This is a genomic window from Thermocatellispora tengchongensis (assembly GCF_014202315.1).
Lineage (GTDB): Bacteria > Actinomycetota > Actinomycetes > Streptosporangiales > Streptosporangiaceae > Thermocatellispora > Thermocatellispora tengchongensis.
Window position 1 is genome coordinate 22613 of record NZ_JACHGN010000012.1, and the last position, 14048, is coordinate 36660.

General features: G+C 74.3%; 14 protein-coding genes. 3 read left to right on the forward strand and 11 right to left on the reverse strand.

What is annotated here, in order from left to right:
• Positions 1-7: 7 nt before the first annotated feature.
• The 3 genes from HNP84_RS26645 to HNP84_RS26655 form a co-directional block, all read right to left on the reverse strand.
• Positions 8-430, reverse strand: coding sequence for an SPW repeat protein (locus HNP84_RS26645; RefSeq protein WP_185052660.1), 423 nt, complete (start codon positions 428-430; stop codon positions 8-10).
• A 181-nt stretch (positions 431-611) separates the two neighbouring features.
• Complete coding sequence (locus HNP84_RS26650) at positions 612-1829, reverse strand: SRPBCC family protein (protein ID WP_185052661.1); 1218 nt, start codon at positions 1827-1829, stop codon at positions 612-614.
• A 65-nt stretch (positions 1830-1894) separates the two neighbouring features.
• Entirely contained in the window at positions 1895-2314 is a 420-nt protein-coding gene (locus HNP84_RS26655) for a CBS domain-containing protein (RefSeq protein WP_185052662.1), read from the reverse strand.
• Positions 2315-2456: 142 nt separating this feature from the next.
• Between HNP84_RS26655 and HNP84_RS26660 the strand changes: the two genes are divergently transcribed.
• Entirely contained in the window at positions 2457-2645 is a 189-nt protein-coding gene (locus HNP84_RS26660; protein ID WP_185052663.1) for a DUF4236 domain-containing protein, read from the forward strand.
• Positions 2646-2714: 69 nt separating this feature from the next.
• Here the strand turns inward: HNP84_RS26660 and HNP84_RS26665 are convergent, their stop codons facing one another.
• From HNP84_RS26665 to HNP84_RS26690, 6 genes are all read right to left on the reverse strand, one after another.
• Positions 2715-3701 carry an anti-sigma factor RsbA family regulatory protein gene (locus tag HNP84_RS26665; RefSeq protein WP_185052664.1) on the reverse strand — a complete coding sequence of 329 codons (987 nt, stop codon included), beginning with the start codon at positions 3699-3701 and terminating at the stop codon, positions 2715-2717.
• Positions 3698-4558: an MEDS and STAS domain-containing protein gene (locus HNP84_RS26670; RefSeq protein WP_185052665.1), complete on the reverse strand. Its 861-nt coding sequence runs from the start codon at positions 4556-4558 to the stop codon at positions 3698-3700. Before HNP84_RS26670 ends, HNP84_RS26665 begins: the two co-directional genes overlap by 4 nt.
• Positions 4559-4819: 261 nt before the next feature.
• Positions 4820-5803 carry an NAD(P)-dependent alcohol dehydrogenase gene (locus HNP84_RS26675; RefSeq protein ID WP_185052666.1) on the reverse strand — a complete coding sequence of 328 codons (984 nt, stop codon included), beginning with the start codon at positions 5801-5803 and terminating at the stop codon, positions 4820-4822.
• Between the two features lie 124 nt (positions 5804-5927).
• Positions 5928-6584: a response regulator gene (locus tag HNP84_RS26680; protein ID WP_185052667.1), complete on the reverse strand. Its 657-nt coding sequence runs from the start codon at positions 6582-6584 to the stop codon at positions 5928-5930.
• Positions 6585-6635: 51 nt separating this feature from the next.
• Positions 6636-7775: a sensor histidine kinase gene (locus tag HNP84_RS26685; protein ID WP_185052668.1), complete on the reverse strand. Its 1140-nt coding sequence runs from the start codon at positions 7773-7775 to the stop codon at positions 6636-6638.
• Positions 7776-7816: 41 nt separating this feature from the next.
• Positions 7817-10288: a SpoIIE family protein phosphatase gene (locus HNP84_RS26690; RefSeq protein WP_185052669.1), complete on the reverse strand. Its 2472-nt coding sequence runs from the start codon at positions 10286-10288 to the stop codon at positions 7817-7819.
• 315 nt (positions 10289-10603) lie between these two features.
• Between HNP84_RS26690 and HNP84_RS26695 the strand changes: the two genes are divergently transcribed.
• On the forward strand, positions 10604-11035 hold the full coding sequence (locus HNP84_RS26695) for a pyridoxamine 5'-phosphate oxidase family protein (protein WP_185052670.1): 432 nt from the start codon (positions 10604-10606) through the stop codon (positions 11033-11035).
• Positions 11032-11448, forward strand: coding sequence for a pyridoxamine 5'-phosphate oxidase family protein (locus tag HNP84_RS26700; RefSeq protein WP_185052671.1), 417 nt, complete (start codon positions 11032-11034; stop codon positions 11446-11448). Before HNP84_RS26695 ends, HNP84_RS26700 begins: the two co-directional genes overlap by 4 nt.
• 128 nt (positions 11449-11576) lie before the next feature.
• Here HNP84_RS26700 and HNP84_RS26705 read toward each other — a convergent pair whose 3' ends face one another.
• Together HNP84_RS26705 and HNP84_RS26710 are read right to left on the reverse strand one after the other, a co-directional pair.
• On the reverse strand, positions 11577-12731 hold the full coding sequence (locus tag HNP84_RS26705; protein WP_185052672.1) for an acyl-CoA dehydrogenase family protein: 1155 nt from the start codon (positions 12729-12731) through the stop codon (positions 11577-11579).
• A gap of 29 nt (positions 12732-12760) precedes the next feature.
• Complete coding sequence (locus HNP84_RS26710) at positions 12761-13870, reverse strand: M24 family metallopeptidase (RefSeq protein ID WP_185052673.1); 1110 nt, start codon at positions 13868-13870, stop codon at positions 12761-12763.
• Positions 13871-14048 lie beyond the last annotated feature (178 nt).

The window sequence follows — 14048 nt, forward strand, 5'->3', positions numbered from 1 at the left end:
TGGCGTCTCACCTCCTGCGCATCATGCCCGCGCCCAGGGCGGCCAGCCCGAGGACGGTGATGATGATGCCGACGATGACGTTGTTCCAGATCGTCGCCGTCGTGGCCTGGTCACCCCGGATGATCCAGGGCGCGAAGATGGTCCACAGGCCGAGCAGCGGGGCCACCCACGCTATGCCGTAGGTACGGCCGAAGGCCGAGCTGAACCCGAGCGCCAGCAGCGCGACCGCGATCCCGACGATGAGGTTGTTGACGGTGAGTGCCCCGCGCTCGGTGAATCCCACGATCCACGGCGACAGCGCGAGGTAGACACCGCTCAGCAGGGTCAGGCCGTCGGCCACCTGCACCGCGGGGTTGGCCGCCGCGATGTCGTAGCGCTCACGCATCTCCACCAGGTCTGGATGCTGCCTGATCGGTGTGTCACGAACCATGGGTGACACCGTCCTCCCACAGACTGAACGGGTGTTTTATCCCTCGATGAGGCCCTGCCCGGGGACGACCACTCGACACCCGGTGGCGGGCAATGCCTCGGGACCGCCGGGTCAAATGTTGGTCACGCACGACCGCGATCCGGTCAGGTGCCGCGAAGGCCGCGGTAGATCGCCGCGGCTCTCACGTGGCCGGGGCCGAGCCCGCCACCGGGCGGCGCGCCCGGCTCTCGGCGTACGTCTTCAGCCGGGACAGGTCCTCCCTGAGCCTGCGCCGCGGGTCGGTGCCGAGCAGCCTGGCCACGGCGTGGCCCGCGGCCCCGGCCAGCGGGTTGTAGGTGAGCTGCACCTGCACCCGCGTGCGGTCCTCGCCCTCCGGCGTCAGGCGCACCGCGCCGGTGTGCGCGATGAGCTGGCCCTCGACGGTCTTCCAGACGATCTCCCGGCCCTCCTCGCGCCGGGTCTCCTCGGCGTCGAAGCGGATGGGGATGCCGGCCGGGCCGTCGAGCTTCCAGTGCGAGACGCGGCCGTCGGCGGAGCGGCGCACCTCCAGCACGTCCGGCATGCACTGCTCGAACGCGCTGTAGTCGGCGATCATGGACCACACCTCGCGGACCGGCGCGGAGATCGTCACGGCGTCCTCGATGTCCACCGCGCGCCTGCCGGCGGTGACGCCGGTGAGCCGGCGCATGGGCAGGTTCGTCACGGCGCGCGTGGCCATGGCCGCCGCGGCGCCGCGCGCCGCCCAGGAGAACGGGGCGGGCAGGCGGCGGGCCATGACCCAGCCCGTCACGCCCGCGCAGCCCGCGAGCAGGCGGGCGGTCGGCGACCAGGTCTGCTGGAACAGCTCGGGCACCGGCTCGCGCGGACGGCCCCGGCCCTGGAGCTGCGGCACGCCGGCGGTGTCGCGGTGCACGGTCCAGCGCGTCTCGACCCGCCTGACCCCGGGCACGCGGCGCACCGCCTTGCGGGCCTGCCGGTCCTGTCCCTCCAGCACGTCGCCGGTCAGCGTCACGGCGCCGTCGCGCACCTGGACCTGCACCGCGTGCGGGTGGGCGACGTGCCGGCCCAGCTCGGCGCGGACGCGCTCGTGCAGGACCCGGTCGTCCACCCTGCGCCCGGCGATCCGGTAGCGGGCGTTGCCGGCCACTCCGCGCCCGCGGTTGGACAGGTCGCGGGCCAGCACCCCGCCCCCGTTCCGCATCACGTGCACGGTGTGGCCGGTCTTGTCGCGCAGGCGCGCCCGGCGCGCCCGGCCCCGGTCCGGATCGAGCAGGTACGCCGCCGCGGCCCCGGCGCAGGCCCCCAGCCCGGCCGCGGCGGCCGTGCGCAGCGGTTGCGAGTCGCGGAGCACGAACACCACGCCGGCGTCCGGGCCCTCCGCGGTACGGCGAGCGTTCATCGGCACATCCCCCTCGTTCGTTCGGATGCCTCTCCGGGGCGCGCTCGCGGGGCGCGCGGGAGCGGTCAGGTGTTACGGGGGGCGGAGCTGATGTCGGCGAGCGCCGAGTGCGGGTCGCGCTCCCTGGCCAGGTCGCCGAGGGACAGCACGCCCACGGGGCGGTCGTCCTCGCACACGGGCAGCCGGCGCACGGCCATGGCCCGCATCATCTCCACGGCGCGGTCGGCGTCGTCGTCCGGCTTCAGGCAGGAGACGTTCTCGCTGCACGCCTCGCCGACCTTGGTGTCGCGCAGCGGCTTGTCCTCCGCGACGCAGCGCACGACGATGTCGCGGTCGGTGAGGATGCCGCGCAGCCGCCCGTCCTCCACCACGAGGACGTCGCCGATGCCCTTGTCCCTCATCTCCCTGGCGGCGTCGACCAGGGAGGCGTCCGGCGGTACACAGACCAGCCCGGTATTCATGATCTCGCGTACGCTCTGCGGCATCACTGGCCTCCTTCGTCCGGTGTTCCTGGTGACCCCGTACCCCCCCAGAGCAGGCGAAACGTGGACGCTCCGGGCGCCGGGGTGGTGCCGGGGCCGTTTACGGGTAGTTGACGGTCCCGTTACCGATCGAAAAGGAGAAACGATGGGGCTCAGCTTCCGCAAGTCCATCAAGCTCGGGCCGTTCCGCGTCAACCTGTCCCACCGGGGCGTGGGCCACAGTTACGGCAACCGCCTCTTCCGGATCACCCACGGCCCGGACGGGCGGCGTACGGTGTCGGTCAACCTGCCGGGCGGCTTCTCCTGGCGCAGGAGCCGCAGCCGTCGCGGCTGACCTTCGGGTCCCGTCCGGCCGGCGCTTCGCCGGCCCGGCGCGGCCTGGCAGGTGGCCGCCCGCCGAGCCTCAGCCGCGGGCGAAGTGCAGGCGGGTGGTGGTGCCGCCGGGGTGGCGGTGGACGCGTACGAGGTCGGTGACCTCGTTGACCGCGACGAGGCCCTGCCCGCGCTCCAGCGGGTCGTCGGGCGGGAGGCGGCCCGCCAGGGGCTCCTCGATGTGGCCGGCGTCGTCGATCTGGCACACGAACGCCTCGGGCTCGCCCCACGCGGTGACCTCGCAGCCGCCGGGGGTGTACTCGAAGGCGTTGGTGGCCACCTCGTTGACCGCCAGCAGGACCCGGTGCACCACGGCGGCGCCGAGCCCTTCGGCCCGGGCCCGCGCGGCCACGAACGCGCGCAGCGCGCCCAGCTCGCCGGGCGAGGCGAAGCCGCGGGAGCGGGCGGTCGCGGGCGGCGGCGGGAGCGGCCGGTCGAACCCGGCGGCCGTGCGCACCGGGTCGTCGTAGGCCGCGCTGGCCCAGGAGCGGGACGCGTCGGCCATGACCGGGTGGGTGCGGTGCGCGTCGGAGACGGCCTCATCCAGCAGGCCCACCACGTCGTAGGGGCACAGGATCGCCGCGTCGCGCCCGGCGAAGGCCAGGTTGATCAGCGCCTCGTGGGCGGCGCAGGCGGGGTACTCCAGCTCGGTGCGCCCCGGCCAGATCGGCTCGCCGATGATCCACACCCGCCTGCCCCGGTGCCGCCGGGCGAAGTCGAGCAGCACGCGGGGGATGATCCGCCCGGGGTTGCGCCCGGCCACCGTCATGTCGGCGAAGGACACCCGGTCCGCCACCTCGGCGCCCAGGCTCTCGCGCAGGAACGCGCCGTTGGGCCCGGGGACGGCGACCATGGCCGGGTCGCCGCGGTCGAGGGCGCGGCGCAGGAACGCGCCGCAGCCCGCGGCGTACTCGGCGGGGGTGGAGTACAGCAGGCCGATGTGCTCGAAGGGGCCCGCGTGCTCGAAGGGGCCTGCGTGCTCGAAGGGGCCCGCGTGCTCGAAGGGGCCTGCGCTCATCGCGCGCTCCCCTCGCCCGGATCGTGCACGCCGACCAGGGCCAGCACGTCGGTCAGCCACGGGCCCGCGCCCCTCAGCCGGGCCGAGCCGGCCGTGACCGCGCCGGCGAGCAGTCGGACGGCGGCGAGGTCGGCGAAGGTCAGCGCACTGACGTCGATGACCGCGTGCCCGCCCGCGTCTCGCGCCGACTCCACCACGTCCTCCACCATAACGCGCAGGGCGTCCTGGTTCGTGGCGTCGGCCTCGCCGCTCAGCGTCAGCACCCCGCCCTCGCGCCGCATGCGCAGCAGCGGGGTCCACTCCTCGTCGGTGCCCGCGCCGCCGCGGGCGGTACCCGGGTGGGCGGCGCCGAGCCGCTCCAGCTCGGCGGCGGTGAACAGGCGGCGGTCATAGCAGCACAGCGCCATGGCGTACCCCTCGGAGAAGATCCGGTTGACCTCCCGCTCGTAGGAGACGAGCCGGTCCAGCCCCGGCGCGAGGCGGGCGGTCCAGCCCATGTCGACCGCCACCCGCAGCCCCGCGTACCCCTCGCCCCGGGCGTCCTGGATCGCCTTGACCCAGCCCTCCAGCGCCCGCTCGGGCTCGAAGAACCCCCCGGCCAGGTACGAGTCGTCGGCGGAGGTCACCCGCAGCCGCCCGCCGTCCTGCGCCGCCGCGGCGTCCACGCCGTAGCCGCCCAGTGCCACCAGGAACGCCTCCGGCAGGAAGGTGTCGGTGAAGTACAGCACCTGCTCGCCCCGCTCCAGGCCCCCGCGCACGAAGCGCACCAGCGCCTCCAGATGCCGTTCATGATCGTCGAACGTCCAGCAGACGTGGTCGCCGGCGGCCAGCCGGTCCACCGTGCTCGGATGCGCCATAGGCCCCTTCTCGGCGGTGAAAGGACTCCCACGCGCACGATGGCGACAGAAATCCGAACTCCTTCTCCCATGCAGACTATCCGGACACCGCCCCGCTAATCACACCGGCGGCCTCGGCGCAGGTCAGGGGCATGATGAGGGGGGTGGCGATCCCCCCGTGAGCAGCGATCCGGAGCGGCACCGGGCGCGGTCGCGCCTTCAGATCGTGAACCTTCAGACCATGAACCTTCAGACTGTGAACAACCTTCAGACCGTGATCCTTCAGACCGTGATGACGACCTTGCCCCGGGCGCGGCCCTCCTCCTGGTACCTGACGGCCTCGGGGATCTCCGCGAAGGGGTAGGTCCGGTCGATGACCGGGGTGACCGCGCCCTTCTCGATCAGCGCGGTGAGGGTGATCAGGTTCTCCCGGGTGTGCTCGCACCGGACCACGTCGGTCAGCACGATCCGCTGCGGCACGAACGGCGCCCGCGCCAGGGTGCCGAACACCCGGCCCACCGGCTGCACCCACCGGCCGCCCGGCCCGCCGACGAGGATGTAGACGCCATCGCGGCGCAGGGCCCGGCGGCACACCGAGACCGGCCGGCCGCCCCAGACGTCCACCAGCGCGTCGTGGCCGCCGTCGCGGGGGAAGTCCTGCTTGGTGTAGTCGATAACCTCGTCCGCGCCCAGCGAACGGACCAGGTCGGTGTTGCGCGGGCCGCACACGGCGGTGACCTCGGCGCCGTACGCCTTGGCGATCTGGACGGCGAAGGTGCCCACGCCGCCCGAGGCGCCGTTGACCAGGACCTTGCGCCCCGGCCCGGCCCGGCCCTGGTCGCGCACGGCCAGCAGGGCGGTGCCCGCGGCCAGCGGCACCGCCGCGGCCTGCTCGAAGGTCAGGCCGGACGGCTTGGGCGCCAGCTCGTCCGCGCGGACGCAGACGTACTCGGCGAAGCCGCCTTGCTTGGGCATCCCGAACACCTCGTCGCCGGGGCGGAACCCGGTCACGGCCGCGCCCACCGCCTCGACCACCCCGGCCACGTCCGCGCCGAGAATGCGGATCTTCGGGCCGAACAGGCCGAGGCCGCCGCCCATCAGGCGGGCGACGTACGGCTCGCCGCGCATCAGGTGCCAGTCGTAGGGCTGGACGGAGGTGGCGCGCACCCGCACCAGCACCTCGTCGTCGCGGGGCACCGGGGTGCCGATCTCCGTGAGCTCCAGGGCGGTGGGCGGGCCGTAACCGCGCAGGACGAACGCCTTCATCACATCTCCCGAATCGTCGCGGGCTCATGCCGACGCGCCCAGTGTCTCCAGCGGCGTCCCCGGAGCAGTACCGCCGAAAGTACGACGACGTGACCGGCCGATCGGCCCCCTCGGCCCGGCCCGATCAGTTGCGGATGCGCTTGGTCTCGTAGGCCCACATCGCGATCTCGACCCGGTTGCGGACGCCGAGCTTGGCCATCAGGCTCGCGATGTGGCTCTTGACCGTGCTGAGCGAGATGTGCAGCTCGTCGGCGATCTCGCTGTTGGTCCGGCCGCGCGCCACCGTGGCCAGGATCTGCTCCTCGCGGTCGGTGAGCGCCTCGATCGGCTGCGGCGGCCGCGCGGCGGGGCCGGAGCCGGCGAAGGCGGTGAGCAGCCGCGCGGTGATGCTGGGCGCGATGAGCGCGTCGCCGTTGGCGGCGGCGCGCACGGCCTGGGCGAGCAGGTCTGGGCCGGCGTCCTTGAGCAGGAACCCCCGAGCGCCCGCCCGCAGGGCGGAGTAGACGTACTCGTCCAGGTCGAAGGTGGTGATGACGACGACGGCGATCGGGTCGGCGACGTCGGGCCCGGCCAGCTCCTGGGTGGCGGCGATGCCGTCGAGACCGGGCATCCGGATGTCGAACAGGCACACGTCGGGGCGCAGGCGGCGGGCCAGCTCCACGGCGCGGCGGCCGTCGCCGGCCTCGGCGACGACCTCGATGCCGGGCTGGGCGTCGAGGATCATCCGCAGCCCGGTGCGGGCGATCTCCTGGTCGTCGGCGACGATCACCTTGATGCTCACATGGCCACCTTGATGCTCACGTCCTTGATGCTCACGTCGCCGCCTCGATGCTCACGTGGCCGCTCCCGCCCGGGGTAGCACGGCGGTCACCGTCCAGCCCCGGCCCGGGTTCGGGCCGGCCTCGCAGGTGCCGCCGAGCAGGCCGGCCCGCTCGATCATGCCGAGCAGGCCGTAGCCGGGGGTGACGTGCGAGCGCGCGGAGCCGGCGTCGCCGTCGTCGCTGACGTGCAGCCGCACCGAGGTGTCGTCGGCGGCGACGTGGACGTCGATGCGGGTGGCGTGGCGGGCGTGCCGCCTGGCGTTGGTGATCGACTCCTGGGCGATGCGGTAGATCGCGGCGCCGACCGACGGGGGGACGGCCTCGACGTCGCCCTCGATCGTGACCTTGACGGACGGGCCGACGCGGCCCCGCCCGGCGAGCTGCTCGATGTCGGCGATCCGGCGGCCGGGCGTCAGCTCGACCGGCTCGTTGCGGCGCAGGAGGCGCACCATGGCGCGCATCTCGGTGAGGGTGCGCGCCGCCTCGGCCTCGATCACGCGCAGCGCCTCGTCGGCGGCCTCCGGCCGGGTGGCCGAGGTGGCCAGGCCGGCCTGGGCGCGGATCGCCATCGCCGAGACGTGGTGGGCGACGGTGTCGTGCAGGTCGCGGGCGAGCTGCTCGCGTTCGAGCAGCTTGACCCGGTCCAGCTCGCGCAGCCGGGCGCCGGCGCGGTAGCGGAAGGCGAAGCCCAGGGCGGCGGCCGAGGACAGGACGATGAGCCCGCCGACCACGTCGGAGGGCGGGATGCGGCCGAACGCGAACGCCAGCCCCATCGAGCCGAACATGACCGGCACGCCGAGCATCGCCTCACGCCCGGACCCCCACCGGAACAGCGCGTACACCAGCACCACCACGAACGCCAGCGCGTTGTTGTCCGGGGTGGAGCCGATGATCAGCAACGGCGCCACGTGCGCGGCGCCCAGGGCGATCACCAGCATCGCCAGCGGCCGGGTGCGGCGCCACAGCAGCGTGGGCATCACAGCGGCGGTGAGGACGACCGAGGCGGCCCCCCAGGGGAGGTCGGGCCGGAGCACTCCCTCCAGCACGGCGGCCGGCACGAGCACGCCCACGAGCAGCCAGTCGCGCCACACCCGCGCCGGGACGCCGGGGGGACGGGGCTCGCGCCATAACGAGCGGAGAAGGCCCTGCACGCCCCAATCGTACGAGAGCGCGAGCCGCCCGGAAGAGCCCGTCACAAGGGGGAATCGGGCAGGGGCTGCTCGGTCCAGATGCTCTTGCCCTCCGGGGTGAAGCGGGTGCCCCAGCGCTGGGCGAGCGCCGTGACGAGCTGGAGGCCCCGGCCGCCCTCGTCGGTCTCGGAGGACCGCCGTACGCGCGGCGTGGTCAGGCTGCCGTCGGAGACCTCGCAGGTCAGCACCCGGCCGCGGATCAGGCGCAGGGTGATCGGGCCCCGGGCGTGCCGGATGACGTTGCCGACCAGCTCGCTGGCCAGCAGCTCGGTGGTCATGGACAGGGCGTCCAGGTTCCAGGCGGACAGTTGCTCGCGCACGTGCTTGCGGGCCTCGCCCGCGGCGACGGGGTCCTCGGGCAGCGCCCAGCAGGCGATGTCCTCGGCCCGCAGCGCCCGGGTCCTGGCGATGAGCAGCGCGGCGTCGTCGGTGGTGGCCTGGTGGGCGGGGAGCAGGGTCGCGATCAGCGAGTCGCACAGGACGTGCAGGGGCCCGTCGCCCTCGCCGTCCCCCGGCGCGGGGGCCGGGGCCGCCTCGGCGAGGAGGGGCTGGTCGTGTCGCCTGCGGCGGAGGTCGCGGCCGGCGCAGGCCGCGGAGAGCGTACGGCCGAGCTCGGCCAGCCCCTCGTCGATGTCCGGGCCGGCGGACTCGACGAGGCCGTCGGTGTACAGCACGAGCAGGGTGTCCTCCGGCAGCGTCAGCTCCGTGGCGGCGAAGGGAGGGGTGGCCGCGCCGAGCGGCGGGTCGGGGTCCGTGCCGGGGAAGATCACCGTGCCGCCGGGGTGGACGACGGCCGGCGGGGGGTGGCCGGCGCTGGCGAAGGTGCAGGCGCGGTCGGCCGGGTCGTAGATCAGGTACAGGCAGGTGGCGTAGAAGTCGTCGCCGAGGCCGATGACCAGGTCGTTGAGGTGGGCGAGCAGTTCGTCCGGGGGCAGTTCCAGGTCGGCGAGGGTGTGCACGGCGGTGCGCAGGCGGCCCATGGTGGCGGCCTCGGAGATGCCGTGGCCCATCACGTCGCCGATGACCAGCGCGACCCGGTCGGCCGACAGCGGGATCACGTCGTACCAGTCGCCGCCGACCTCCATGTCCTTGCCGACGGGCAGGTATCGGGCGGCGGCGGCGATCCCGGGCAGGGCGGGCAGGACGCGCGGGAGCAGGGCGCGCTGGAGCTCCCGGGCGCGGGCGCGCTCCGCGTCGTACAGGCGGGCCCGCTCCAGCGCCTGGCCGACCAGGCCGCTGATCGCCAGGAGCAGGCCGCGCTCCTCGCCGGTGAAGTGCCGGGGCCGGGCGAAGGAGATCAGGCAGCAGCCGATGACGTGCCCGGAGGCGATCAGCGGCAGGAAGGCCCAGGCCTGCTTGCCGCCCGCCGCCGGCACGTCCGCCAGGTGCGGGTAGCGCCTGACGTACTCCTCGACGCTGCCGATGCACAGGGGCGTGCGGCTGCGCACGATGTCGCCGATGGGGCCGTGTCGCAGCATCTTCTCTCCCCCGATGGCGTTCATGAACTCCGCGGGGTACCCCACCGCCCCGGCGATCTGCCGCTCGCCGGGCCTGATGTCGGCGACCACGAGGCCGGCGGCGTTGAAGGGCTGCATGACGTGCTCGGCGACGGCCTCCACGACGTCCCGCGTGGTCAGCGCCTCGGCGAGCGCGGTGGTGAGTTCCTGGATGCGCGCCGTGCGCTCGGCCGCCGCCTGCTCGGCCGCCGCGCGCTGCTGGGCGTCCAGCCGCTTGGCGGTGAAGTCGGTGATGTAGACGGTCACCTCGCCGTTCACCGGCCCGAGCCGCAGGTGGTACCAGCGGCGGTCGCCGGGCCACTCGACGTCGAGGTCCACGGGCGCGCCCTCGGCGGCGGCGCGCCGGCAGGACCGCTCCAGGTCCTGCGCGACGACGCCGGGGAGGACCTGCGACGGGCGCCGCCCGAGCAGCGCGCCGCGCGCGCCGAGCAGGCGTTCGGCCTCGGCGTTGGCGAAGGTGACGCGCAGGTCGGCGTCGAGCACCAGGAACCCGTCCCGCATCCTGAGCAGGGCCCGGTCCATCGGCTCGCGGCCGCAGGGGATCTCGGTGGTGTCCCAGAGCGCGCCGGCCACCCGGGCGGGACGGCCGTCCTCGCCGAGCGCGACGTGGCCGCACTCGCGCGCCCAGCGGAAGGTCCCGTCCGGCCGGCACACCCGGTACTCCACGCTGAAGGCGTCGTGGGCCTGGATGGCCGCGTCCCGCACGGCGGGCACCCGGCCCAGGTCATCGGGGTGGAGGCGGGCCAGCCAGGTGTCCATCCGCCCGTCGTGGCCCTCCGGCCCGATCCCGAGCACCGAGCACGCCACCGGGTCGAGCGTCACCTCGCCGGTGACCAGGTTCCAGGACCAGAAGCCGGCTCCGGCCTCCTGGAAGCCGGACAGCCCCGCGGAGGACGGGGACGCGGGCGGGAGGGCGGGCCGCAGGCGCCGGGCGGCCCAGTCGCGCACTCCGCGCATGAGCGCCCTGTACCCCGCCACCACGTCCGGCGGCGGGGAGTCCGAGACTCGATCACGTTGTTCGCCCACGCCTGCCTCTCCCTCACTCCGCTCGGCCGGCAGGAGCGACGCCGTAGCGCGACGACCGGGAGCTGAACTCAGAATAGTAGCAAATCGGACATAACGGACGGCGGTCCGGCACACCCCTCCCCTGCCCAGCATCGGCGGGCCCGAACGAAGGACCTTGGTCCCTATCGGCGGCGGCCCCGGCCGCGCGATCGTGGGGCCGTGCACCATCCCGCGACCCCGGCCACACCCCTCAGGCCGGAGAGCCCAGTGAGCCCGCAGAGCCCGGCGAGCCCTGTGAGCAGGGAGCTGTCCCGCGACGAGGGGCTGCGCTTCCTGGGGAACGTGAGCTTCGGCCGCATCGTGTTCATCAGCCGCGCGATGCCGGCCCTCAGGCTCGTCAGCCACGCCATGGACGACGACGCCCTGCTCGTCGGCCTCCCGTACGACTCCGCCATCGCCTCGCTGCTGAGCCAGGTCACGCGGGTGGTCTACGAGGCCGACCTGATGGACGCCGCGACCCGGCTCGGATGGAGCGTGGTGCTCACCGGGCGGGCCGGGCTGGTGGAGGACCCGCGGGAGCTCATGCGGGCCCGGCGGAGCCTGCGCCCGCTGCCCGGCGAGCGCATCGACGTCGTGATGCGCATCCGGCCCGAGCTGGTCACCGGGTTCGACATCCGCGCCGCGGGCGCTCCGGGATGAACGGGCAGGAGCGGCTGATCAAGCCGCTCTCCGAGGCCGAGTCGCTGGAGCGGCTGGCGGGGGTGTCCCTGGGCAGGCTGGTGTTCACCTACCAGGCCCTGCCGGACATCCGGCCGGTCAACCACGTCCTCGACGACGGCCACGTGATCGTCCGCAGCCACGTGGGGGCGGCCGCGGTCTCGGCCGTCGCCGGCCTGGTGACCGTGGTCGCCTACGAGGCCGACGACATCGACCACGAGACCCACCTGGGCTGGAGCGTGATCGTCAGGGGCACCGCCGAGCTGGTGCGCGACCCCCTCCAGGTCGAGCGCTACCGGGGGCTGCTGCGCCCCTGGGTCAGCGGGCACATGGACCACGTGATCCGGATCAAGCCGGAGATCGTCACCGGCATCGAACTGGTCCCGGGCGCATGACCGCGGCCTCCGGCCGCGCTCACCCGACGGCGCTCACCCGACGCGCTCACCCGGCCGCCCGGCCCGCTCGCTCGGCCCGCTCACCCGACGCGCTCACCCGACCGCTCGGGCCCCTCGCCCGGCTGGGCTCACGCCCCTGGCCGCGCCAGGCCGCGGCTGATGACCAGGCGCTGGATCTGGTTGGTGCCCTCGACGATCTGCAGCACCTTGGCCTCGCGCATGTAGCGCTCGACCGGGAAGTCCTCGACGTAGCCGTAACCGCCGAGGATCTGCACGGCGTCGGTGGTGACCCTCATGCAGACGTCGGAGGCGAACAGCTTGGCCATCGCGGCCTTGGGCCCGTACGGGCGGCCGGCGTCGCGGTCGCGGGCCGCCTCCAGGTACAGGGCGCGGGCGGCGGCGATCTGGGTGGCCATGTCGGCGAGCATGAAGCCGATCCCCTGGAACTCGGCGATGGCCGTGCCGAACTGGCGGCGCTCGCGGGCGTAGGAGGAGGCGGTGTCGAGCGCGGCCTGCGCGACCCCCACCGAGCAGGCGGCGATGCCCAGCCGGCCGCCGTCGAGCGCGGCCATGGCGATCCGGAAGCCCGCGCCGGGCTCGCCGACCAGCGAGCCGGGCGGCAGGCGCACGCCGTCCAGGCGGACCTGGGCGGTGATGGAGGAGCGCATGCCCATCTTGCGCTCGGGGGCGCCGAAGGACAGGCCGGGCAGCCCCGCCGGGACGTGCAGGCAGGAGATCCCCCGCGCGCCCTCCTCGCCGGTCCTGGCCATCAGGGTGTAGAAGTCGGCGACGCCGCCGTGGGTGGTCCACGCCTTGACGCCGTCCACGACGTAACCGCCGTCGGGCTGCGGGGCCGCGCGGGTGGTCAGCGCGGCGGCGTCGGAGCCCGACTGCGGCTCCGACAGGCAGTAGGCCCCCAGCAGGTCACCGCCGAGCATGGCGGGCAGCAGCTCCTCCCGCTGCGCCGCGCTCCCGTACGCCGCGACCGGGTGGCACGAGAGCGTGTGCACCGACACGCCGAGCCCGACCGCCAGCCAGGCGGCGGCCAGCTCCTCCACCACCTGCAGGTACACCTCGTACGGCTGCCCGCCGCCGCCGTGCTCCTCGGGATAGGGCAGCCCGAGCAGCCCGGCGGCGCCCAGCGTGCGGAAGACGTCGCGCGGGAAGCGCCCGGCCGCCTCGCCGGCCGCGGCGCGCGGCGCGACCTCCTTGGCGGCAAGCTCCCTGACCAGCGCGATGAGGTCGCGGGCCTCCTGGGTCGGCAGCACGCGCTCGACGGTCATCTCCGCACGCTCCTGTCGTCGCCGGCGGCCTATACCACCGTCAGCGTACGGGGCGTGTGGTTGAGGCGGTCGCCGCCCTCCTCGGTGCAGATCACGATGTCCTCGATGCGGGCGCCGTGGGCGCCGGGGACGTAGATGCCGGGCTCGACGGAGAAGGCGAACCCCGGCGCAAGCGGCTCGTCGTTGCCGGCGACGATGTAGGGCTCCTCGTGGGTCTCCAGGCCGATGCCGTGGCCGGTGCGGTGGATGAACCGCTCGCCGTAGCCGGCGTCGGCGATCACCTCGCGCGCCGCCGCGTCGATCGAGGCGCAGGTGGCCCCCGGGCGCACCGCGGCGCACGCGGCCTCCTGGGCCGCCATCAGCACCTCGTAGTAGGCGGCGAACTCGGCGGGCGGCTCGCCGACGCAGTAGACGCGCGTGGAGTCGGAGCAGTAGCCGCTGGGCATCTGGCCGCCGATGTCCACCACGACCGGCTCTCCGGCCTGGATGACCCGGTCGGACAGCTCGTGGTGCGGGCTGGCGCCGTTGGGGCCGCTGCCCACGATCACGAAGTCGACGGTGTCGTGACCGGCGGCGATGATCGCGTCGGCGATGTCGCGGCCGACCTCGCGCTCGGTGCGCCCCGCGCGCAGGAAGCCGGGCACCTGCGCGTGCACGGCGTCGATCGCCGCGCCCGCCTCGGCCAGCGCCGCGGCCTCGGCCGGGCTCTTGCGCATGCGCAGCTCGCGCAGCACCGAGCCCGCGAGCACCTGCTTGGCCCCGGGCAGCGCGTCGCGGAAGCGCAGCGTGCTCATCGCCCACATGCGGTCGGCCAGGCCGACGGTGGCGACCCGGCCGAGGCGCGCGGCCACCAGGGCGTACGGGTCGTCGGTCTCGTCCCAGGGCGCGAACTCGATGCCGAGCCGCGAGGCCGGCGAGTGCTCGGCCGCGGCCAGCTCCAGACGGGGCACGACCAGGAACGGCTCCCCTGCCACCGGGACGACCAGGCAGGTCAGCCGCTCCAGCGGGAGCGCGTTGTAGCCGGTGACGTAGCGCAGGTCGGGTCCGGGCGTGAGCAGCAGCGCGTCGATGCCCGCGCGCCGCGTCGCCTCGCGGACTGCGGCCAGCCGGGTCACCGGATAGAGGTCATCAGAGGTCACGGCACCAATCTAACGAAGGCCGGGGGCCGCGCCCTCCCGGTCCAGGGCGGCTCCACACCCCCGGCGTACGCCCGGGGCGTGCGTGAACGCGTAGGGGCGTGGACCCGAAACGGTTTCGCACCTGTCGCGCACATAGCTACACTGAGTCTCAAACCGAGCACGCTTAGTAGGGCGAACG

Bases quoted from the DNA above. Each gene is read 5' to 3' on its own strand.
- HNP84_RS26690 (WP_185052669.1), bottom strand. From the start codon at position 10,288: ATGCGCGGAGTGCGCGACTGGGCCGCCCGGCGCCTGCGGCCCGCCCTC.
- HNP84_RS26700 (WP_185052671.1), top strand. From the start codon at position 11,032: ATGAACGGGCAGGAGCGGCTGATCAAGCCGCTCTCCGAGGCCGAGTCG.
- HNP84_RS26675 (WP_185052666.1), bottom strand. From the start codon at position 5,803: ATGAAGGCGTTCGTCCTGCGCGGTTACGGCCCGCCCACCGCCCTGGAG.
- HNP84_RS26665 (WP_185052664.1), bottom strand. From the start codon at position 3,701: ATGAGCGCAGGCCCCTTCGAGCACGCGGGCCCCTTCGAGCACGCAGGC.
- HNP84_RS26655 (WP_185052662.1), bottom strand. From the start codon at position 2,314: ATGCCGCAGAGCGTACGCGAGATCATGAATACCGGGCTGGTCTGTGTA.
- HNP84_RS26670 (WP_185052665.1), bottom strand. From the start codon at position 4,558: ATGGCGCATCCGAGCACGGTGGACCGGCTGGCCGCCGGCGACCACGTC.
- HNP84_RS26645 (WP_185052660.1), bottom strand. From the start codon at position 430: ATGGTTCGTGACACACCGATCAGGCAGCATCCAGACCTGGTGGAGATG.
- HNP84_RS26650 (WP_185052661.1), bottom strand. From the start codon at position 1,829: ATGAACGCTCGCCGTACCGCGGAGGGCCCGGACGCCGGCGTGGTGTTC.
- HNP84_RS26705 (WP_185052672.1), bottom strand. From the start codon at position 12,731: ATGACCGTCGAGCGCGTGCTGCCGACCCAGGAGGCCCGCGACCTCATC.
- HNP84_RS26660 (WP_185052663.1), top strand. From the start codon at position 2,457: ATGGGGCTCAGCTTCCGCAAGTCCATCAAGCTCGGGCCGTTCCGCGTC.